The sequence below is a fragment of the Streptomyces sp. CWNU-52B genome (genome assembly GCF_047444975.1).
Classification (GTDB): Bacteria; Actinomycetota; Actinomycetes; order Streptomycetales; family Streptomycetaceae; genus Streptomyces.
Window position 1 is genome coordinate 107,011 of the sequence record NZ_JBLFJV010000039.1, and the last position, 20,485, is coordinate 127,495.

17 protein-coding genes are annotated in these 20,485 nt (G+C 72.4%); 10 read left to right on the top strand and 7 right to left on the bottom strand.

Annotation, left to right across the window (positions count from 1 at the left end):
* The first annotated feature begins 74 nt into the window (after window positions 1-74).
* Window positions 75-758, top strand: coding sequence for a GOLPH3/VPS74 family protein (locus tag ACLVWQ_RS29535; RefSeq protein WP_414112258.1), 684 nt, complete (start codon window positions 75-77; stop codon window positions 756-758).
* A 197-nt stretch (window positions 759-955) separates the two neighbouring features.
* On the opposite strand, the gene ACLVWQ_RS29540 is transcribed toward ACLVWQ_RS29535, so the two are convergent.
* Complete coding sequence (locus ACLVWQ_RS29540; RefSeq protein ID WP_414112259.1) at window positions 956-1,372, bottom strand: SsgA family sporulation/cell division regulator; 417 nt, start codon at window positions 1,370-1,372, stop codon at window positions 956-958.
* A gap of 249 nt (window positions 1,373-1,621) precedes the next feature.
* Between ACLVWQ_RS29540 and ACLVWQ_RS29545 the strand changes: the two genes are divergently transcribed.
* Window positions 1,622-2,743 (top strand): YCF48-related protein, encoded by a 1,122-nt coding sequence (locus tag ACLVWQ_RS29545; protein ID WP_414112260.1) that lies wholly within the window; start codon window positions 1,622-1,624, stop codon window positions 2,741-2,743.
* 31 nt (window positions 2,744-2,774) lie between these two features.
* The gene (locus ACLVWQ_RS29550) at window positions 2,775-3,464 is read left to right on the top strand and encodes an endonuclease V (RefSeq protein ID WP_414112261.1); all 690 of its coding nucleotides are present in this window, start codon (window positions 2,775-2,777) and stop codon (window positions 3,462-3,464) included.
* Window positions 3,465-3,689: 225 nt separating this feature from the next.
* On the opposite strand, the gene ACLVWQ_RS29555 is transcribed toward ACLVWQ_RS29550, so the two are convergent.
* The gene (locus ACLVWQ_RS29555; RefSeq protein WP_414112262.1) at window positions 3,690-4,613 is read right to left on the bottom strand and encodes an adenosine kinase; all 924 of its coding nucleotides are present in this window, start codon (window positions 4,611-4,613) and stop codon (window positions 3,690-3,692) included.
* A gap of 160 nt (window positions 4,614-4,773) precedes the next feature.
* Here ACLVWQ_RS29555 and ACLVWQ_RS29560 point away from each other — a divergent pair, with 160 nt between their 5' ends.
* From ACLVWQ_RS29560 to ACLVWQ_RS29585, 6 genes are all read left to right on the top strand, one after another.
* Window positions 4,774-5,913 (top strand): CaiB/BaiF CoA transferase family protein, encoded by a 1,140-nt coding sequence (locus ACLVWQ_RS29560; RefSeq protein WP_414112263.1) that lies wholly within the window; start codon window positions 4,774-4,776, stop codon window positions 5,911-5,913.
* The gene (locus tag ACLVWQ_RS29565) at window positions 5,910-7,049 is read left to right on the top strand and encodes an acyl-CoA dehydrogenase family protein (RefSeq protein ID WP_414112264.1); all 1,140 of its coding nucleotides are present in this window, start codon (window positions 5,910-5,912) and stop codon (window positions 7,047-7,049) included. The genes ACLVWQ_RS29560 and ACLVWQ_RS29565 overlap by 4 nt, the downstream gene beginning before the upstream one ends.
* 84 nt (window positions 7,050-7,133) lie before the next feature.
* Window positions 7,134-8,348 carry an acetyl-CoA C-acetyltransferase gene (locus ACLVWQ_RS29570; protein ID WP_414112265.1) on the top strand — a complete coding sequence of 405 codons (1,215 nt, stop codon included), beginning with the start codon at window positions 7,134-7,136 and terminating at the stop codon, window positions 8,346-8,348.
* A gap of 103 nt (window positions 8,349-8,451) precedes the next feature.
* A complete protein-coding gene (locus ACLVWQ_RS29575; RefSeq protein ID WP_414112266.1) occupies window positions 8,452-10,656 on the top strand; it encodes a 3-hydroxyacyl-CoA dehydrogenase NAD-binding domain-containing protein in 2,205 nt (734 codons plus the stop codon).
* A 230-nt stretch (window positions 10,657-10,886) separates the two neighbouring features.
* Window positions 10,887-12,512, top strand: coding sequence for a thiamine pyrophosphate-binding protein (locus ACLVWQ_RS29580; RefSeq protein WP_414112267.1), 1,626 nt, complete (start codon window positions 10,887-10,889; stop codon window positions 12,510-12,512).
* Between the two features lie 142 nt (window positions 12,513-12,654).
* Window positions 12,655-13,389, top strand: a complete 735-nt coding sequence (locus ACLVWQ_RS29585; protein ID WP_414112268.1) for an IclR family transcriptional regulator — start codon at window positions 12,655-12,657, stop codon at window positions 13,387-13,389.
* 15 nt (window positions 13,390-13,404) lie between these two features.
* Here the strand turns inward: ACLVWQ_RS29585 and ACLVWQ_RS29590 are convergent, their stop codons facing one another.
* The 3 genes from ACLVWQ_RS29590 to ACLVWQ_RS29600 are packed head-to-tail and all read right to left on the bottom strand — an operon-like array spanning window position 13,405 to window position 17,202.
* Complete coding sequence (locus tag ACLVWQ_RS29590; protein WP_414112269.1) at window positions 13,405-14,985, bottom strand: sugar ABC transporter ATP-binding protein; 1,581 nt, start codon at window positions 14,983-14,985, stop codon at window positions 13,405-13,407.
* Window position 14,986: 1 nt separating this feature from the next.
* Complete coding sequence (locus ACLVWQ_RS29595) at window positions 14,987-16,090, bottom strand: sugar ABC transporter substrate-binding protein (RefSeq protein ID WP_414112270.1); 1,104 nt, start codon at window positions 16,088-16,090, stop codon at window positions 14,987-14,989.
* Between the two features lie 56 nt (window positions 16,091-16,146).
* Entirely contained in the window at window positions 16,147-17,202 is a 1,056-nt protein-coding gene (locus ACLVWQ_RS29600) for an ABC transporter permease (protein WP_414112271.1), read from the bottom strand.
* Window positions 17,203-17,375: 173 nt separating this feature from the next.
* Here ACLVWQ_RS29600 and ACLVWQ_RS29605 point away from each other — a divergent pair, with 173 nt between their 5' ends.
* Window positions 17,376-18,101 carry an SDR family NAD(P)-dependent oxidoreductase gene (locus ACLVWQ_RS29605; RefSeq protein ID WP_414112272.1) on the top strand — a complete coding sequence of 242 codons (726 nt, stop codon included), beginning with the start codon at window positions 17,376-17,378 and terminating at the stop codon, window positions 18,099-18,101.
* 10 nt (window positions 18,102-18,111) lie between these two features.
* On the opposite strand, the gene ACLVWQ_RS29610 is transcribed toward ACLVWQ_RS29605, so the two are convergent.
* On the bottom strand, window positions 18,112-18,822 hold the full coding sequence (locus tag ACLVWQ_RS29610) for a MerR family transcriptional regulator (protein WP_414112273.1): 711 nt from the start codon (window positions 18,820-18,822) through the stop codon (window positions 18,112-18,114).
* A 147-nt stretch (window positions 18,823-18,969) separates the two neighbouring features.
* Complete coding sequence (locus ACLVWQ_RS29615) at window positions 18,970-20,448, bottom strand: M1 family metallopeptidase (RefSeq protein ID WP_414112274.1); 1,479 nt, start codon at window positions 20,446-20,448, stop codon at window positions 18,970-18,972.
* Between the last annotated feature and the right edge of the window lie 37 nt (window positions 20,449-20,485).

The window sequence follows — 20,485 nt, forward strand, 5'->3', positions numbered from 1 at the left end:
GGATTAACGTGCTCCCGACCCCGTCCGACCCTGTCCACCCCGTCCGACCTGCTGGTTCGACCGAAGGAGACTCCGTGCCCCATGGCCCGCTCTCGCTGCCCGCCCGGCTCTATCTGCTGGCCTGGGACACCACGAAACTCAAGATCACCGGCGCTTCCCAGGTCCCGCACCTGGTCCGGGCCGGCGCACTCACCGAGCTGGCGCAGCGCGGGCTGCTGGCGGACGTGGACGGCACCGTCACCCCCACCGACCCGGACGGCCGTACCGGGGACCCGGTCCTCGACGGGCTCCTGGAACTCATCGAGGAGTCCCGGCCGCACAAGTGGAAGACCTGGGTGAGCCTGCGGGCCCGCATCACGCTGGACGCCGTACAGGCGCAGCTCGCGGCCGACGGATATCTGCGCGCCGAGAAGACACGTGTGCTCGGGGTGTTCCCGTCCGTGGAGTACGAGATCGACCGCGTCGCCGTCGTGGACGGGCTGCGGGAGGAGGCGCGGCTGGTGCTGGCGGGCCCGGTGCCGGTCGACGAGGTGTCCGAGCGGGACGCGGCGCTGGTGGCCCTGGCGGCCGCGGCCGGGTTGCGCACGCTCATGTCCGGCAAGGAGCGGCGACACGGCAACGAGTGGGCCGAACGGGTGGAAGCCCTGGCGGAACGCAGCGGGACGGCGACTCCGGCCCTGAAACAGGCGGTGCACGAGGTGCGGTCGGCGTTGGCCGTGGTGATGGCGGCGTCCGGGGTGGCGGGGCAGGGGGACTGAGCGGGCAGCACACACCCCGCTGTCGCGACCGTGGGAGCGGACGCAGCTGCCGGCCGGCGCCTGCCGAGGGAGGGCGCTTCCCGGAACTTCAGAGCATCAGTAGCAGATGGCGGACAGCAGACAACAGGCGACAGGTAGGTGACAGGTGACAGGCGGCAGTAACAGGTAGCAGGTGGCAGAACGTTCGTGGGGGAACGTCAGTAGGAGTCGCGCAGCAGTTCGGCGAGGTCGTGGTCCAGGTCCTGGTGCAGGTGTTCCAGACCGACGGGCACCAGCTCCGTCGAACTCTCCAGGAACCGCCGCAACTCACCGACGCGCACATGGATCACGGCGGTGCCCTCCGGGGCGTGGAACTCCAGGACGATGCGGTCGTATCCGTACGGCCGCACCCGTACGTCCCCGTGGCCCACCTCCTCCTCCAGTCCCGAGGCGAGCAGTTCGCGGGCGAAGGTCCAGCACACCTCCACGCCTTCGAGCGTGGACGGGGCCGGGAAGGACATGCGGACGGCGAAGGGATCGCGGGGGTCGTAGCTGAGCGTCGCGGGAATGCTCGGCATCCGCGGCGCGGCGGCGACGAGGCGGGCCTCTACGGGCTGCTCGATGACGGTGGACAACGCCTTGCTCCCTTGTGACGGACGGACGAACTGCGGACGGATGAGCCGGATACTTGTAGAGACGTCGGAATCGGCCAATCCGTGCCTGCGAAAACGCATGAAGTCCTAGTGACCTCCGTCACCGCCTTCAATCACAGGAGTGATCATTGATTTCTCGCGTGATCACTGATGCCTCCCGGGGCATCTGGACGTCGCCGGGGGAGTGGGCTAGCTTCGCCCGCCATGAGGGGCTTGGGCAAGACGCGACACATGAGAATTCCGGGATTCACGAGGCGGTTGATGACCGTGGGGGTGTGCGGAGCGGCGTTCGCAGCCGCGATCATGGCACCGGCGCAGGCACACGGACCGTCGGACCGCGGGCCGAGTGGCGGAAAACAGTCACACGGGAAGCCGCCCGCGGGACCCCGGTGGGAGCTCAAGGACAGCGGCACGGACGCGCGGTTCCGCGGGCTCTCCGCCGTCAGCCGGGACACCGCCTGGCTGGCCGGGTCCAAGGGCACCGTGCTGCGCACCACGGACGGCGGGGCGAGCTGGCGGAACGTATCGCCGCCCGGGGCCGCCGAGTTGGAGTTCCGTGACGTCGAGGCCTTCGACGGCGGGCGGGCCGTCGTGCTGGCCATCGGCGAGGGCGAGGCGTCCAGGGTGCTGCGGACCGAGGACGGCGGCGCGACCTGGACCGAGTCCTTCCGCAACACCGACGCCAAGGCCTTCTACGACTGCATGACCTTCTTCGACCGGCGCCACGGCCTGGCGATGAGCGACCCGGTGGACGGCAGGTTCCGCATCCTGTCGACCGGCGACGGCGGCCGTTCCTGGAAGGTGCTGCCCGGCGCGGGGATGCCCGCGGCGCAGGAGGGCGAGGCGGGCTTCGCGGCCGGCGGGCAGTGCCTGGTCAGCTCGGGGCCGCGCGACGTGTGGCTCGCCACGGGCGGGGCGACACGCGCGCGCGTGCTGCACTCCTCGGACCGCGGTCTCCACTGGACCGTCACCGACACCCCGGTCCCGGCGGGCGATCCGGCCCGCGGAGTCTTCGCCCTCGCCTTCCGCGACCGGACGCACGGCATCGCGGTCGGCGGCGACTACCGGGCCGACCAGACCTCGCCCCGGGCGGCAGCGGTCAGCGGCGACGGCGGCCGCACCTGGACCACGTCCACCACACCGCCACCGGCCTACCGCTCCGGCGTCACCTGGCTCCCGCACAGCCGCACCGCCGCCCTCGCGGTCGGCCCCACCGGCACCGACCTCACCACGGACGCCGGCCGCACCTGGCGCCCGCTGGACACCGGCTCGTACGACACCGTCGACTGCGCCCCCGACCGGTCCTGCTGGGCCTCGGGCGAGCAGGGCAGGGTGGCCCGCCTGGCCCCCTGACGCGCCGGCAGGACCTAGGCTCGGCGGCACCATGACGACCGTACGCATCCCCGCGGGCTGGCCCGCCACCGAAGAGCAGGCCCGGTCCGTGCAGGACGAGTTGAGGGGGCGGGTGGTCCTCGACGAGCCGGGGCCGCCGCCGGGGACGGGCCGGGTGACCGGGGTCGACGTGGCGTACGACGACGAGCGCGACGTCGTCGTGGCCGCGGCCGTCGTGCTCGACGCGGCGACCCTCGACGTGGTCGCCGAGTCCACGGCCGTCGGTCAGGTGCCCTTTCCGTACGTCCCCGGACTGCTCGCCTTCCGGGAGGTCCCGGCCGTCCTGGCCGCGCTCGAAGCGCTGCCGTGCGCGCCCGGCCTGGTGGTCTGCGACGGCTACGGCCTCGCCCACCCCCGCCGCTTCGGCCTGGCGAGCCACCTCGGCGTCCTCACCGGCCTCCCGACGATCGGGGTCGCCAAGAACCCGTTCACCTTCACGTACGAGGAGCCGGGCGTTCCGCGTGGCTCCGGCTCGCCGTTGCGTGCGGGGGTGGAGGAGGTCGGCCGGGTGCTGCGCACGCGGGCGGGGGTCAAGCCGGTGTTCGTCTCGGTCGGCCACCGTGTGACGCTGGAGACCGCCTGCGCCCATACCCTCCACCTCGCGCCGCGTTTCCGTCTCCCGGAGACGACCCGGTACGCGGACGCGTTGTGCCGCCGGGCGTTGAAGGCGACCATGGCGTGAACGCGTGCGCGTGAGCGTGAGCGTGAGTCTGTGTCTTTCGGTGGGGTGCGGGTCCGGTGGGGGCTGGTCGCGCCGTTCCCCGCGCCCCTTGTAGGCGGGGCTTCGCCCTCGCCCCCCACGGTCGTTCGTCGGGTGCGGGTTGGGTGTGGCTGGGCGCGCCGTTCCCCGCGCCCCTGAAAAGCGGCCCTGCCTTTCAGTGCCGCCTGGCACCCCCGGACGGGAACGTCAGGGTGGGGGCTGCCGTCGGGTTTCGAGCGCGCGTGCGTGTGTGCGTAGTTCCTCGCGTCCGATGACATCGGCCCGCGTGGCCGGCACCGTGCAGGCGTAGGCCCCGGCCACCGAGCCGAAGAGACCGCACCGCTCGGGCGGTTCACCCGTCAGCCGACCGAAGAGATAACCCGCCACGAAGGCGTCCCCGGCGCCGTTGGAGTCCACGACCGGGGCGGTCGGCGTGACGGCCGGGATGTGCGTCAGCTCGCCGTCGAGCAGCTGGTACGCGCCCTCGGCCCCGGCGGTGGCGACGACCACCTCGGCCCGGCCCCGCTCGGCGATCCGCCGCATGGTCCTCTCCGGGTCCGCGAGTTCGGCCGTCGAGACGAAGACGATGTCGGCCTGGTACGCGAACTGCTCGTGGTAGGCCTGTGTGCCGTCCCAGTTGTGCAGGTCGGTCGAGAGGGTCACCCCCGTCTCCCGCAGGACCGGGAAGCTGTGCGCGCAGGGCTGGGAGATGGAGACATGGACGTGCCGGCTCACCGCGGCGAGGGCCCGTACCGTCTCCGGGGGCAGCCGGTCGTCGTCGTGCCGGCGCGTGCTGTCGTACAGCGACAGGCGCCGTCCGTCGGGGCCGACGAGGTTCACGGCCCGCTTGGTGCCGGCCGGCTGGGGGACCTCGGTGAGCGCGATGCCCCGGTCGCGGTGCAGGGCTCGGACCAGATCGCCGTGGTGGTCCGCGCCGAGCAGGTCGAGGTGGTGGGTGCGCAGCCCCAGGGCGTGCACCCCGAGCGCCACGAAGTCACCGGTCTGCCCGGCCCGCGCCTCGATCGCGGGCACCATACGGCTGTCCGCGTAGGGCAACGGCAGTTCGGGCACATAGACGATCGTGTCGACCCCGGCGCCGCCGAGGACGAGCACATCGATCTCGCTGCTCAAGAGCACTCCTTTGATGTGAGGGTGGGTGCCGGGTGCAACCGTCCCACGGGCGCTGTGCGCGAATTGGCTAAGCGCTTGCTCGCCAAGGGCTTGTGCGGAGTGGAACGCGTTCATAACATCATTGGTGTTACATCGGTTGTGTCACAGTGCTGGGGGCTTGATGACAGCGGCAGGAACAGCAGGGCACGGTCCGCTGGCCGGAGTGCGCGTGGTCGAGCTCGCGGGCATCGGGCCGGGCCCCTTCGCCGCCATGCTCCTCGCCGATCTGGGCGCGGACGTCGTCCGGGTGGACCGGCCGACCGGCGGGGGACTCGCGATCGACCCCGCGTACGACGTCACCAACCGCAACAAGCGCTCGGTGATCGTCGACCTCAAGGCCCCCGACGGCGCGGACCGCGTCCTCGGCCTGGTCGGGCGCGCCGACATCCTCATCGAGGGCTTCCGGCCGGGCGTCGCCGAACGCCTCGGTGTCGGGCCCGAGGCGTGCCACGCCCGCAATCCGAAGCTCGTCTACGGACGGATGACCGGCTGGGGCCAGGACGGACCGCTCGCCCCGCGCGCCGGGCACGACATCGCGTACATCGCGCTGACCGGCACCCTCGGCATGATCGGCGCCCCCGACGCGCCTCCGGCCGTCCCCGCGAACCTCGTCGGGGACTACGCGGGCGGCTCCCTGTACCTCGTCGTCGGCATCCTCGCCGCCCTGCACCACGCGCGCGCGGGCGGCGCGGGACAGGTCGTGGACGCGGCGATCGTGGACGGTACCGCCCACCTCAGCTCGATGATCCACGGCATGCTCGCCGGCGGCGGCTGGCAGGACCGGCGCGGCGCCAACCTCCTCGACGGCGGCTGCCCGTACTACGGCACGTACGAGACGGCCGACGGGCGGCACATGGCGGTCGGCGCGCTGGAGAGCCAGTTCTACGCCGAGTTCGTGACCCTGCTCGGCCTCGACGGATACGCCTCGGCGCACAAGGACCTGTCCCGCTGGGGCGAGCTGCGCGAGGCGGTCGCGGCCCGCTTCAGGACCCGTACCCGTGACGAGTGGACCGAGGTCTTCGAAGGCTCCGACGCGTGCGTGGCGCCCGTGCTGTCGCTGCGCGAGGCACCGCACCATCCGCACCTCGCGGCCCGCGGCACCTTCACCGAGCACGACGGCATCACCCAGCCCGCCCCCGCACCCCGCTTCTCCGCCACCCCCACCACCGTCCGCGGCGGGCCCGCCCTGCCGGGCAGCGGCACCGAGGACGTGGCCCGCGACTGGGACGTACCGGACCTCCTGAAAGGCACCCCCGAATGAAGCGGCAGCTCTTCAGCCCCGAGCACGAGGCGTTCCGTGAGACCGTCCGCACCTTCCTCACCAAGGAGGTGCTTCCGCACTACGAGCAGTGGGAGAAGGACGGCATCGTCTCCCGCGACGCCTGGTCGGCGGCCGGACGCCAGGGCCTGCTCGGACTGGCCGTCCCCGAGGAGTACGGCGGCGGCACCGCCGACTTCCGCTACAGCGTGGCCCTCGCCGAGGAGTTCACCCGCGCGGGAGCCGCCGGGCTCGCGCTCGGGCTGCACAACGACATCGTCGGGCCCTATCTGACCGGGCTCGGCACCGAGGAGCAGAAGCGCCGCTGGCTGCCCGGTTTCTGCGACGGTTCCCTGATCACCGCCATCGCCATGACCGAGCCCGGCGCCGGATCGGACCTCCAGGGCATCCGCACGCACGCCGAGGACCGGGGCGACCACTGGCTGCTCAACGGCTCCAAGACCTTCATCTCCAACGGCATCCTGGCCGACCTCGTGATCGTCGTCGCCAGGACCACGCCCGAGGGCGGTGCGCACGGACTCTCCCTGCTGGTCGTCGAGCGCGGCACGGACGGGTTCGAGCGCGGCCGCAACCTCGACAAGATCGGCCAGAAGGCCCAGGACACCGCCGAGTTGTTCTTCAACGACGTACGCGTCCCGAAGGAGAACCTGCTCGGCGAGCTGAACGGCGCCTTCGTGCACCTGATGACGAACCTCGCGCAGGAGCGGCTGAGCATCGCCGTCGCCGGGATCGCCGCCGCCGAGCACCTGCTGGAGATCACCACCGAGTACGTCAAGGAGCGCGAGGCCTTCGGGCGTCCGCTGTCCAAGCTCCAGCACATCCGCTTCGAGGTGGCGGAGATGGCCACCGAGTGCGCCGTCACCCGCACGTTCGTCGACCGCTGCGTCGAGGAGCACACGGCGGGCGAACTCGACGCGGTGCACGCCTCGATGGCCAAGTGGTGGGCGACCGAACTGCAGAAGCGCGTCACCGACCGCTGCCTCCAACTGCACGGCGGCTACGGCTACATGACGGAGTACCGGATAGCCAAGGCCTTCACCGACGGCCGTATCCAGACCATCTACGGCGGGACCACCGAGATCATGAAGGAGATCATCGGCCGCTCCCTGCTCGGCTGACGGGCTTCTCCTCTCCGCCCCCTTCTCGCCGCCCTTCTCTCCCTCCCCTTCTCGTCCCCCGGGCTCTCATCGAAAGGCTCACGAGTGACCACCGAAGCGTACGTGTACGACGCGATCCGCACCCCGCGCGGCCGCGGCAAGGCGAACGGCGCCCTGCACGGCACCAAGCCCGTCGACCTGGTCGTCGGACTCATCCACGAGATCCAGGCCCGCTTCCCGGGGCTCGACCCGGCCGCCATCGACGACATCGTGCTCGGTGTCGTGGGGCCGGTCGGCGACCAGGGCTCCGACATCGCCCGGATCTCGGCCATCGCCGCCGGACTGCCGGACACCGTGGCCGGCGTCCAGGAGAACCGCTTCTGCGCCTCGGGCCTGGAAGCCGTCAACCTCGCCGCGATGAAGGTCCGTTCGGGCTGGGAGGACCTCGTCCTCGCGGGCGGCGTCGAGTCGATGTCCCGGGTGCCGATGGGCTCGGACGGCGGCGCCTGGTTCGCCGACCCGATGACCAACCTCGCCACCGACTTCGTACCCCAGGGCATCGGCGCCGACCTCATCGCGACCATCGAGGGCTTCTCCCGCCGGGACGTCGACGAGTACGCGGCGCTGTCCCAGGAGCGCGCCGCCGAGGCCTCGAAGGACGGCCGCTTCGACAGGTCCGTCGTCCCCGTGCGGGACCGCAACGGACTCGTCGTCCTCGACCACGACGAGCACCCGCGCCCCGGCACCACCGCCGACTCCCTGGCCAGGCTCAAGCCGTCGTTCGCCGACATCGGCGACCTGGGCGGCTTCGACGCCGTGGCGCTGCAGAAGTACCACTGGGTGGAGAAGATCGACCACGTCCACCACGCCGGCAACTCGTCCGGGATCGTGGACGGCGCCTCGCTGGTCGCCGTCGGGTCCAAGGAGGTGGGCGAGCGGTTCGGGCTCACCCCGCGCGCGCGGATCGTCTCCGCGGCCGTCTCCGGCTCCGAGCCCACCATCATGCTGACCGGGCCCGCGCCCGCCACCCGCAAGGCGCTCGCCAAGGCCGGGCTGACCATCGACGACATCGACCTCGTCGAGATCAACGAGGCCTTCGCCGCGGTCGTCCTGCGGTTCGCCCGCGACATGGGCCTGTCCCTCGACAAGGTCAACGTCAACGGCGGCGCGATCGCGCTCGGCCACCCGCTGGGCGCGACCGGCGCGATGATCCTCGGCACCCTCGTCGACGAACTGGAGCGCCAGGACAAGCGGTTCGGCCTCGCCACCCTGTGCGTGGGCGGCGGCATGGGCATCGCCACGATCGTGGAGCGCCTGTAACCCCCGGGGGAACCAGCCGACCGCCCCCGGCGGACCGACCGATTCCCCCGCAGGACCGACCAACTCCCCAGTGGCCCCACGGACTTCCACGGAGAAAACCCTCATGACCCAGACCACCACCATCCGCTGGGAACAGGACGAGACCGGTGTCGTCACCCTGGTCCTCGACGACCCCAGCCAGTCCGCGAACACCATGAACCAGGCGTTCCGCGAGTCGCTCACCGCGATCGCCGACCGTCTGGAGACGGCGGTACGGGCCGACCCCGACTCCGTCCGCGGCATCGTCTTCACCTCGGCCAAGAAGACCTTCTTCGCCGGCGGCGACCTGCGGGACCTGATCCGGGCCACGCCCGAGACCGCCCAGCAGCTCCTTGACGCCGGCCTCGCCATCAAGCGCGACCTCCGCCGCATCGAGACCCTCGGCAAGCCCGTCGTCGCCGCCATGAACGGCGCGGCCCTGGGCGGCGGTTACGAAATCGCGCTGGCCTGCCACCACCGGGTCGCCCTCGACGCGCCCGGCTCCAAGATCGGCTGCCCCGAGGTCACCCTCGGCCTGCTGCCCGGAGGCGGCGGCGTCGTCAGGACCGTACGCCTCCTCGGCATCGCCGACGCCCTCCTCAAGGTGCTCCTCCAGGGCACCCAGTACAGCCCCCGGCGCGCCCTGGAGCACGGCCTCGTCCACGAGGTGGCGGCCACCCCGGAGGAGCTGCTCGCCAAGGCCCACGCCTTCATCGACGCCAACCCCGAGTCCAGCCAGCCCTGGGACCGGCCCGGCTACCGCATCCCGGGCGGCACGCCCTCCCACCCGAAGTTCGCGGCGAACCTGCCCGCCTTCCCGGCCAACCTGCGCAAGCAGACCAACGGCGCGCCCTACCCGGCGCCGCGCAGCATCCTCGCGGCCGCCGTCGAGGGCTCCCAGGTCGACTTCGAGACCGCGCAGGTCATCGAGGCGCGCTACTTCGTGGAACTGGCCGCGGGCCAGACCGCCAAGAACATGATCCAGGCCTTCTTCTTCGACCTCCAGGCCGTCAACTCGGGGGCCAACCGCCCCCAGGGCGTCGAGCCCCGCCGGGTCCGCAAGGTCGCCGTCCTGGGCGCCGGGATGATGGGCGCCGGCATCGCGTACTCGTGCGCCCGTGCCGGCATCGACGTGGTCCTCAAGGACGTGTCCGCCGAGGCCGCCGCCAAGGGCAGGAACTACTCCGAGAAGCTCTGCGCCAAGGCCGTCTCCCGGGGACGTACCACGCAGGAGAAGGCCGACGCGCTGCTCGCCCGCATCACACCGACCGCGGACCCCCAGGACGTGGCGGGCTGCGACGCCGTCATCGAGGCCGTCTTCGAGGACCCCGCGCTCAAGCACAAGGTGTTCCAGGAGATCCAGCACCTCGTCGAGCCGGACGCGCTGCTGTGCTCCAACACCTCGACCCTGCCGATCACCGTGCTCGCCGAAGGCGTGGAGCGCCAGGCCGACTTCGTCGGGCTGCACTTCTTCTCGCCCGTCGACAAGATGCCGCTCGTCGAGATCATCAAGGGCGACGGCACCGGCGACGAGGCCCTCGCGCGCGCCTTCGACCTCGTACGGCAGATCAGGAAGACCCCGATCGTCGTCAACGACTCACGGGGCTTCTTCACCTCCCGCGTCATCGGGCACTTCATCAACGAGGGCGTCGCGATGATCGGCGAGGGCATCGAGCCCGCCTCCGTCGAGCAGGCCGCCGCCCAGGCCGGCTACCCCGCCAAGGTGCTCTCCCTGATGGACGAGCTGACGCTCACCCTGCCCCGCAAGATCCGCGACGAGTCCAAGCGGGCCGTCGAGGAGGCGGGCGGCACCTGGGCGACGCACCCCGCCGACACCGTCATCGACCGCATGGTCGACGAGTTCGGCCGCACCGGCCGCAGCGGCGGTGCGGGCTTCTACGAGTACACCGACGGCAAGCGCGCCGGACTGTGGCCGGGACTGCGCGAGCACTTCACCCGCGAGGGCGCCCGGATCCCCTTCGAGGACATGCAGGAACGCATGCTCTTCGCCGAGTCGCTGGACACCGTCCGGCTCCTGGAGGAAGGCGTCCTGACGTCGGTCGCCGACGCCAACATCGGCTCCCTCCTCGGGATCGGCTTCCCCGGCTGGACGGGCGGTGTCCTGCAGTACATCAACGGATACGAGGGACACGGCGAGGGGGCGGCTGTCGGGCCGGCCGCGTTCGTGGCCCGCGCGCGGGAGCTCGCGGAGCGTTACGGGGAGAGGTTCGCGCCGCCCGCGCTGCTGGTGGAGAAGGCGGAGAAGGGGGAGCGGTTCAGCGACCGATGAGGTGAGGGACCGCCGGGGGGTGTGTGTCGGCTGCGGCGCCGCGGTGGCTGGTCGCGCAGTTCCCCGCGCCCCTGCTTTTCAGGGGCGCGGGGAACTGCGCGCTCGGCCACGACGGCGCCGCAGCCGCCCCCGCCCGGTACCGCTGAGTGGTACGCACCCCTTGCTCCCCCCGAGACGCGTCCCCGACGCTGGGAGTCTGTGACCGGTCCCCGCCCCACGAGGAGCCAACGATGGGCCCCCGTCCCGCCTCCGCCCTGCTCGACATCCTGCGCGGCGAGGGCGTGGACCGCGTCTTCGGCAACCCCGGGACGACCGAACTGCCGTTCCTGGCGGCGCTCGTGGACACCGAGCGGGCCCCCGAGTACGTCCTCGGAGTCCACGAGGGCGCGGTCGTCTCCATGGCCGACGGATACGCCCGCGCCACCGGCCGGCCCGCCTTCGTCAGCCTGCACATCGCGGCCGGTCTCGCCAACGGACTCATCGGCCTGCTCAACGCCCGCCGTTCGCACACCCCGCTGGTCGTGATGGCCGGACAGCAGGACCGCCGCCATCTCCAGCAGGACCCCATGCTCAGCGGCGACCTCGTCGCGCTCGCCGCGCCCGCGGTGAAGGCCGCGTACGACATCCAGCACGCCCGCGACCTGCCGCTCGCGCTGCGCCGCGCCTTCGCGCTCGCCGTACGGCCGCCCGCCGGGCCCGTGTTCCTGTCCGTGCCCATGGACCTGCTGGCGGAGGACACGGAGGTCGAGATCCCCGCCCGTACGCCACCGCCCAGACCGGCGCCGGCCGGCGGACTCGACCGGGCCGCGGTCCTGCTCGGCGGCGGCGCCCGGCCCGTGATCGTCGCGGGTGACGGAGTGGGCCGCGAGGGCGCCACGGCCGCGCTCGTACGCACCGCGGAGGCCTGCGGAGCACCCGTGCACCACCAGCCGATGGCGGACTGCCTGAACTTCCCGACCACGCACCCCCTGTACGCGGGCATGCTGCCGCCGCGGCACGACGCGATCCGGGCCGCGCTCGCCCCGTACGACACCGTGCTCATCGCGGGCGCGCACGCCTTCACACCGCACCACTACAGTCCGGGGCCCGCGCTGCCGCCCGGCCTCACCGTCATCCAGCTCGACTCCGACCCGGACGAGATCGGCCGCAACTTCCCCGCCGACCACGGCCTCGTGGGCGCGCTCGGCCCGTCCCTGGACCGGCTCGCCGAACTGCTGCCCGAGCGGATCCCCGCCCACACGGCGAAGAGCAGGGCGCTGCGCGCCGGCGACTGCCACACCGCGGAACGCAACCGTACGGAGGCCGCCGCGCGCGCCGCCTACTCCCCGGCGCCGCTGGCCCCCTGGGCCGCCGCCCACGCCGTGGCACGCGGGCTGCCGCCGGACACGGCCGTCGTCGAAGAGGCCATCACCATGGGCCTGTTGCTCCGCAGACTCGTGCGCCTGGACCGGCCCGGCAGTTACACGCACACGGTCGGCGGCGGCCTCGGCTGGGGGATCGGCGCCGCGGTCGGCCGCGCCATGGGCGAACCCGGCCGGCCCGTCGTCGCCGTCCTGGGCGACGGCTGCGCCCTCTTCGGGCTCCAGGGCCTGTGGAGCGCGGCCCGGTACGCGGCTCCCGTGCTGTTCGTGGTGATGAGCAACGGCGCCTACCGGACCCTCCAGGACACCTACGAGGCGAAGGGCGGCACCGGAGCCTGCCCCGGCACCGAGTTGGGGCGGCTCGACTTCACCCAGGCGGCCCGGTTCTTCGGAGTCGACGCCGTCCGGGCCGGGAGCGCGGACCAGCTCCGCGAACTCGTCGCGGGGGCAGGCGAGTTGACCCGCCCGATGCTGGTCGACGTGCCTCTGCGGTAGGGGGAGAGCTGCCCTCGCGGAAGAGATGGGGACAGGAGCGGGAGCGTGCCGCGCCGCGCTCTCCGGAGCGGGGGAGGAGCCGGCCGCGACTCACAGGGACCCGCACCTTGTCACCCGCCCGCCGGGGCCCGATCATCGGTCCATGACGGACAGTCAGGTACCCAAGTCGGTGCTCGCGCGCGGAGCCGCGCTGCTGCGCGCCTGCGGTGAGTCGGGGGGCGCGCTGGGGCTGGCCGACCTGGCACTGCGCACGGGGCTGCCCAAGCCGACCGCCCACCGGCTGCTGGCCGAGCTGGTCAGGCTCGGGCTCCTGGAGCGAGTGCCGGACGGCCGCTACCGCATCGGGATCGCGCTCTTCGTGCTCGGGCAGTCGGCGCCGACCGCACGTGAACTGCGCGACGCCGCCCTGCCGTTCCTCGGCGACCTGTACGAGGCGACGGGTGAGAACGTGCACCTGGCCGTGCCCGACGGACCCGACACGCTCTTCCTCGAAAAGCTCACAGGGCGCCGTGCCACGCCGATCTTCTCCCGCACCGGCGGCCGGCTGCCCGCCCACTGCACCGCCACCGGCAAGGTCTTCCTGGCCCACGCACCCCGGCCGCCGGCACCGCCCCTCCAGCGCCTCACCCCGCGCACCCTCGTCCTGCCCGGCCAGCTCGCCCGCGACCTCGCCCGCACCCGGGCCCGCGGCTTCGGCGTCAACCTGGAGGAGGCCGAGGTCGGCGTCTCGGCCGTGGCCGCCCCGGTCTACGCCCAGGACGCCCGCCCCGTCGCCGCGCTCTCCGTGACCGGCGGCACCCGCCGCCTCGACGTGGACCGCATCGGCGCCCGGGTCTGCGCCGCGGCCCGCGCACTCACCCGGGCACTGTCCGAGTGACGCCACCCCGCGCCGTCAACTCCCGCCCACCGCGGGCCCGTCACTCCTCAGTTCCGCCGCCGGCTCCACCCCCAGGTCCGCCCCGGCCTGCATCGCCGCCGCCAGCTCGTGCTCGGTGAGCCGCGCCCCGCTCACCTCGCCGGTGAGCCGCCCCCGCACGAAGACCAGTACGCGGTCGCAGACCTCCGTCAGCTCGGCCAGGTCGGTCGACGCGATCAGGACGGCCGCGCCACCCGCCGCCAACTCGCCCACGATGCGGTGCATCTCGGCCCGTACCCCCACGTCGACTCCCCGCGTGGGATCGTCGAGCACGACGACACGAGGCTCCGTGGCCAGCCATTTGGCGAAGACGACCTTCTGCTGATTGCCGCCCGACAGCCGGCCCACCACGTCGTGCGGGCCGCCGCGCAGCCGTAGCCGTTGCGTCAAGTCCGCCGTTCTGCGCACGAGTTCGGCACGGGAGGGCATGACACCGCCCCGGCCGAGGGCCAGCCAGCTCACCGCCGTGGTGTTCTCCCACACCGTACGGTCGGTCATCAGCCCGTACCGCTTCCGGTCGCTCGGCACGAACGCGACCCCCGCCCGGATCGCGTCCCGCACGGAGCGTGGCAACCCCCGGTCGCCGACGCCGACCCGGCCCTCCGAGACGGCCGAACGACCGCACACCACCGCCAACGCCTCCAGGTGGCCCGCCCCTTGGAGGCCGGCGACACCCACCACCTCACCCGCGCGGACGGTGAACGTCACATCCGTGAGCCGCCCCGGGACGCACACCCCGGCGAGCACCACCGGCGGCGGCCCGTCGGCCGCGGAGCGCGTGCGGCGTACCGGAGGCGGTGGCGCGCCGCCCAGCATCGCCGTCACCAGGTCCGGCACGCCGACCTCCGCCCGCCGTGCGCCGGCCAGGGTGACACGTCCGTCCCGCAGTACCGTCACGCGCTGCGCGAGGCGCATCACCTCCTCCAGGAAGTGGGTGACGTACAGGATCGCGATGCCCCGCCCCGTGAGGGTGCGCAGGACCCGTTCGAGGCGGTCCACGGCGGCGGCCGGCAGCGCGGACGTCGGCTCGTCGAGGATCAGCACCCGGGGCCGGCGCAGCAGTGCTCGGGCGATCTCCGTCACCTGCTGGTCGGCGAGCGGGAGTTCGCCGAGCAGGGTGCCGGGGTCGACGTCCAGTCCCAGTTCGGCGAGGACCGGCAGGGCGGCCCGGTCCATCGCGCCCCGGTCGAGCAGCCCGAAGCGGCGCGGCGGGCGGTGCGGGAAGAGGTTCTCGCGGACCGACAGGTCGGGGAAGAGGCTCAACTCCTGCGAGACGACGGCGATCCCGCCCGCCCGCGCCTCCTCGGCGAGGCGTACCGCTCCCTCGTCCGGCGCCAGGGTCCCCGACAGGACGCGTACGAGGGTCGACTTGCCCGCGCCGTTCTCCCCGACCAGGGCGTGCACCTCGCCGCCCCGCAGCAGGATGTCCGCCCCGTCCAGGGCTCTCACCCCGCCGTACGACTTGACCAGGGCCCGCGCGGTCAGCACGGCTTCGTCCGGGTCGGCGTTCCTGCTGCGCCCGTTGCCCTCGCTGTTCGCACTGTCCTCGTGAGTCATCTCAGCGCGCGTCCTCGAGCGGCTTGAGCCGCGCCTTCTGATCGCCGAGCAGTTTGTCGATCACGGGCTCGTACCAGTCGTACGCCGCCTCGGGGGACTTCTGCCGCGCGATGACCTCGTCGACGGTGGAGGAGTCCACGACGCCGCCGGGGGACAGGAACCAGCCGTCGGGCAGCTTTCCGTCGTTGTCGCGCACCGACTCGATCAGCATCGCCGTGGAGAGGTAGCCCTTCAGGAAGTGCTGCGGGTCGATGGTGACGAAGTTCGAGCCGTCCTTGACCGCGTCGAGCGTCTTGGGGTCGACGTCGAAGCCCGCCGTCAGCCACTTCCCGTCCTTCTCCTTCTTGATCTTCGCGAGGTTGTAGCTGTCGGCGTCCCCGACGCCGAGGAAGGCGAGCGCCTTCGGATGCGCGGCGACCTGCGACGCCCACGAGCTGTGGTTCTGGCCGGGATCGCTGTACGTCTGGAAGGGGCCGAGCGTCCTCACACCCGGCGCCTCCTTCTTGAACGTGTCGACGATGCCCTTGGCCCGGTTGTCGAGCACCGGCGTGCCGGGGTTGGGCACTCCGACGACGATCTCGCCCTTCGGGTCCTCGCCCAGCCGCTTCAGGGCCTCCCGGGCCATCGACTCGCCCAGCGCGTAGTTGTCGTTGCCCACGTAGAAGGAGACCTTGCTGCCGTCGGTGGGGGAGGTGTCCAGGGCCACGACCGGGATGCCCTGGTCGACCGCGCGGGCGGCGGGCCGGGTGAAGATCGGCGGGTCGAGGTTCTCCAGGACGATGCCGTCCTTTGCGCGGGTGGTGAGGTTCTGGAAGAGCTGGACCTCGGCGGGCCCGTCCGTGTTGGGCGGCCCGACGGCCTTGAAGTTCACGTCGCCCGCGTGGTCGGCGGCGCTCTCGGCGCCGAGCACCATCTCGTGGGCGAAGTTGAGACTGATGTTGGCCACCGCGATGCCCATGTCGAGCCGGCCGCCGCCCTTGCCGCCGGAGTCCCCGTCGCCGCCGCACCCGGTGGCGCCGAGGAGAAGCAGCGCGCCGAGGGCGCCGGACAGCGCACGGCCGGACGAGGTGCGGAACCCGCGGGGGGTACGGAACGGGGAGTGCATCACGGCCTCCAAGGGCACGTCGTGCGGGGGCGGCGGACGGGGGTGGGGCGGTGACGTCAGCGTCGGCGGCGTCCCCCGCGGCGCAGGGCGCTGTCCGCCGCGACCGCGACGAGGATCACCCCGCCGGTGGCGAACGACGTCCAGTTGATGGGTACTTCGAAGAAGACGAGGCCCGACGCGACGACGGACAGGATCATCGCGCCGGCCACCGCCCCGACGGCCGAACCCCGCCCGCCGGCCAGCGGGGTGCCGCCGATGATGCACGCGGCGATGGCCTGCAGCTCGTATCCCTGGCCGAGCGTGGGGTCCCCGGCGCCGTAGTACGCGAGCGCGAGCGACGCCGCGCACGCCGTGGTCAGACCGGACAGCGCGAGAGCCTGGACACGCGTCCGGACGACGGGGATCCCGCTGAACTCGGCCGCGTCGGGATTGGACCCGATCGCCCGTACCCGGGCGCCGAAACGGGTGCGGGTGAGCACCAGCGTGAGGACGGCCACCACGGCGAGCAGCACCCAGAGCGCGAACGGCACCCCGCCCGCGTCCCCGCCCGCGAGCGCGAAGAACGAGTCGTCCAGCGGCAGATCGGTGATCTGCTTGCCGTCCGCGAGCGCGAGCCCGACACCCCGGAACAGCATCAGGGTGCCGAGCGTGACGATGAACGACGGCAGCGCCAGCAGGGTGGTGACCACGGCGTTGAAGACCCCCAGCCCGGTCCCGGTGAGCAGCACCAGCGGGACCGCGAGCCAGGGCGCGACCCCGTCCCGCACCAGCAGCGCGCCGACGACCAGGCACATCGCGTAGCTGCCGCCCACCGACAGGTCGACCTCGCGCATCGCCAGCGCGAAGACCATGCCGCACGCCATCAGCGAGATGTAGACGGAGTTGTGCGCGGTGGTGAGCAGGTTGTCGCTGTCGAGGAAGTCCGGGTACGGGATGCCGATGCCGGCGACGAGCAGCGCGAGGACGACCAGGACGCCGAGTTCGTCGGGGAGCCACCGGGATGTGAGCCGGCCCGCCCACGCCCTGCCGGACGGCAGGGCGAACCGCCGTCCGCCTCCGCCCTGTTCGCGGGCGCGCTCGGCGTCGTCCACGGCACGGTCGGTCTCGGTCATCGGGTACGGCTCCCGAACGTCTGGCGGCTGGGTCCGCCCGCAGCGTCGGGCCACCGGGCGTACGCGGCAACACGGACGTTCCGGCGAATGGAACAGGCCCCTGCCCCGAAGGGCGTTCCACCGTCCGGAAACGCACCCTTGCCGACTGCCTGACGGGTCACCACACTCACCGCATGGAGACGCGTACCGCCCTGGTGACCGGCGCGGCACAGGGCCTCGGGCAGGAGTTCGCCGTCGCACTCGCGGGCCGCGGCTACCGGGTCGCGGGACTCGACCTGGTCCCGCAGCGGGAGACGGCCGGCCGCATTCTGGACTACGTGGAGCTGATCGCCGACGTCACGGACGAGGCGCAGATCCGCGCGGCCCTGAAGCGGGTCCTGGACCGGTTCGGCACGCTGCACGTCCTGGTCAACAACGCGGGTGTCTACCCGGAGTCGGCCTTCGAGGACATCACACCCGAGGAGTGGCGCCGGGTCATGCGCGTCAACCTGGAGGCTCCGTTCCTGATGGCGCGCGCCGTGCTGCCGCACCTCAGGGCGGCGGGCTGGGGCCGCATCGTGAACATCGCCTCGGCCGCCGTGCTCACCGCCCCGCCCACGATGGTGGCGTACACCGCCTCGAAGGCCGGTCTCATCGGCTTCACCCGTGCGCTCGCCTCGGCGCTCGGCCCCTGCGGCATCACCGTGAACGCGATCGCGCCGAGCATGGTCCGCACGGGGACCGCCGAGCGCACGGTCGGCGCGGACGGCGGATTCGAGCACGTGCGCGCGCAACAGGCCGTCCCCCGGACCCAGGAGCCGTCCGACCTGATCTCCACCCTGCTGTACGTGGTCGACGAGGGCAGCGGCTTCCTGACCGGCCAGACGTTGAACGTGGCCGGCGGGTCGGCGTACCTGTGAGACCGCCGGCTCAGGAGCCCCCGCCCCCGAGCCACTCCCGCACCTCCTCGTTGAGGGAGCGCTGGAACGTCGTCAGGAGGGCCTGCACCACGAGGGGCTGCATGTGCGCCGAGAGGTCCTTCACCGCCTCGACGGAGTCGTGCCCCGACACCGCGCTCCGGAACAGCGCGGAGAGCTCGTGGGCCGCGGCGCGGGTGTGCTTGAGCAGGATCGTGCGCGCGGCGAGGATCGACTCGTGCGCCAGCGGTACGTCCAGCAGCTGGACGCCGAGCCGCAGCAGCCCGAGATCCACGAGATACGTGTCCGGCCCCGAGGCCTCCCTGAGGACGCTCATCGCGGCGAGCCGGTCCAGATCCTCGTCACCGAGCGGACGCCCCGCCCGGCGCTCCAGCTCGGCCCGGCTCAGCTCCTCCGCCGTGTCGGGCGCCCAGGAGGCGACCACGGCCCGGTGGATGGCCAGGTCCTGGGCGCTGAGCCCGTCCGGCAGCTGCTGGAGATAGCGCTCGATCCCGGCGAGGGTCATCCCCTGCTGCTGCAGTTCCTCGATGAGCGCGAGCCGCGACAGATGCCCCTGGTCGTAGTGCCCGACCCGGCGCGGCCCGATGACGGGCGGCGGCAGCAGCCCCCGGGTGCTGTAGAAGCGAACCGTCCGCACCGTGACACCCGCCCGCGCGGCCAGCTCGTCGACGGTGAGCGTCGGCTCCTCGATGTCCGTCGCCATGCCTGCTCCTTCGGGTACCGCGGTCACGGCCTGACGCGGTCCGCGGTGTAACAGTATTGCTGTCTCACCCACGTTGTGAAAGACCTTCCGGTCCCCGAAGGAGCGGGGCTGTGACCTGTGCGGCTCCGCCGCGCGGGCGTGCCTCGGTCAGTGGTCGTGCACCGAGTTCGTCGCCGCGATCTTCTTCCAGGACTTCGGCTGGGCCGCGGGCCCCTCGAAGAGACCCCGTGCCGCGGGCGCCCCCGGCCTGACGGGCTCGTACAGCCAGGTGTCGAACAGGGATGCGAGAGGCTGTCCGGACACCGACTCCGCGTACCGCACGAAGTCACCGACCGTCGCGTTGCCGAAGGCGTGCCGCTGCGGCCAGCCCTTCAGAACGGCGAAGAACGCCTCGTCCCCGACCTCGTTCCGCAGCGCCTGCAACGTCAGCGCCCCACGGTCGTACACCGCGATGTCGAACTGGTTCTCCGGGCCGGGGTCGCCGGGTGCGACGGTCCAGAAGGTGTCGTCGGCGGGGTGCGACGCGTACACGTAGTCCGCGATCTCCTGCGCCGTCCCCTCGTTCTCGTGCTCCGACCACAGCCACTGCGCGTACCGCGCGAAGCCCTCGTTGATCCAGATGTCCTTCCACCCGGCGACCGACACGGAGTCGCCGTACCACTGGTGGGCCAGCTCGTGGACGACCACGGACACGTTCGTCCCGCTCGCGAACTGCCGCGGGCTGTAGAACGGCCGGGTCTGCGTCTCCAGCGCGTACCCGGTGTCCGTGTTCGGCACGTACCCGCCCAGAGCGTTGAACGGATACGGTCCGAAGTACTCGCTGAGCCAGTCGGCGACCTCCCCGGTCCGCTCCACGCTCGCCCGCGCGGCCCCGTAGTTGTCGCCCAGGTCCTTGCTGTACGCGTTGACGATCGGGATCCCGCTGTCCGACGTCCCGGTCGTGACGTCGAACTTCCCGACGGCCAGCGTGGCGAGGTACGTGGCCTGCGGCTTGTTCGACCGCCAGTTGTAGCGCGTCCAGCCCGCCCGTGAACTCACCGACTGCAGCGTGCCGTTGGAGATGGCCTGGGAGCCGTCCGGCACGGCCACCGACACGTCGTACGTCGCCTTGTCCAGCGGGTGGTCGTTGCTGGGGAACCACCACCAGGCCGCCTCGGGCTCGTTCGCCCCGACCCCGCCGTCCGGTGTGCGGTGCCAGCTGGTGAACCCGTACGCCGTCTTCGAGGACGGCACCCCGCTGTAGCGCACCACGACCGTGACGGCCGTGTCCTTGGCCAGCGGGCTCTTCGGCGTGATCTCCAGCTCGTGCTCACCCGACGTCGTGAACGACGCCTTCGCGCCGTTGACCCGCACCTCGCTCACATCGAGCAGGAAGTCCAGGTCGAACCGCGAGAGGTCCTCTGTGGTCCTGGCCAGCAGGGTCGCCGTGCCCTCCAGGCGGTCCGTCCGCGGCTGGTACGTGAGCCGCAGATCGTAGTGGGAGACGTCGTACCCGCCGTTGCCGTAGGCCGGGTAGTAGGGGTCGCCGATGCCCGGCGCGCCGGGGGAGTAGCTCGCGGCGGACGCCGGGACCGCCAGCAGCAGGGAGGCCGCGAGCGCGCCCGGGGCGATGAGTCTGCGGTGCACGTCAAGCTCCAAGTGGTAGGGGGCACGAATCCTGTTC

What these genes read in the sequence shown, in the direction of transcription:
- ACLVWQ_RS29550 (WP_414112261.1), top strand. Translation starts at nt 2,775, where the DNA reads ATGACGACCGTACGCATCCCCGCGGGCTGGCCCGCCACCGAAGAGCAG.
- ACLVWQ_RS29600 (WP_414112271.1), bottom strand. Translation starts at nt 17,202, where the DNA reads ATGACCGAGACCGACCGTGCCGTGGACGACGCCGAGCGCGCCCGCGAA.
- ACLVWQ_RS29585 (WP_414112268.1), top strand. Translation starts at nt 12,655, where the DNA reads ATGACGGACAGTCAGGTACCCAAGTCGGTGCTCGCGCGCGGAGCCGCG.
- ACLVWQ_RS29605 (WP_414112272.1), top strand. Translation starts at nt 17,376, where the DNA reads ATGGAGACGCGTACCGCCCTGGTGACCGGCGCGGCACAGGGCCTCGGG.
- ACLVWQ_RS29590 (WP_414112269.1), bottom strand. Translation starts at nt 14,985, where the DNA reads ATGACTCACGAGGACAGTGCGAACAGCGAGGGCAACGGGCGCAGCAGG.
- ACLVWQ_RS29575 (WP_414112266.1), top strand. Translation starts at nt 8,452, where the DNA reads ATGACCCAGACCACCACCATCCGCTGGGAACAGGACGAGACCGGTGTC.
- ACLVWQ_RS29580 (WP_414112267.1), top strand. Translation starts at nt 10,887, where the DNA reads ATGGGCCCCCGTCCCGCCTCCGCCCTGCTCGACATCCTGCGCGGCGAG.
- ACLVWQ_RS29565 (WP_414112264.1), top strand. Translation starts at nt 5,910, where the DNA reads ATGAAGCGGCAGCTCTTCAGCCCCGAGCACGAGGCGTTCCGTGAGACC.
- ACLVWQ_RS29545 (WP_414112260.1), top strand. Translation starts at nt 1,622, where the DNA reads ATGAGAATTCCGGGATTCACGAGGCGGTTGATGACCGTGGGGGTGTGC.
- ACLVWQ_RS29560 (WP_414112263.1), top strand. Translation starts at nt 4,774, where the DNA reads ATGACAGCGGCAGGAACAGCAGGGCACGGTCCGCTGGCCGGAGTGCGC.
- ACLVWQ_RS29595 (WP_414112270.1), bottom strand. Translation starts at nt 16,090, where the DNA reads ATGCACTCCCCGTTCCGTACCCCCCGCGGGTTCCGCACCTCGTCCGGC.
- ACLVWQ_RS29610 (WP_414112273.1), bottom strand. Translation starts at nt 18,822, where the DNA reads ATGGCGACGGACATCGAGGAGCCGACGCTCACCGTCGACGAGCTGGCC.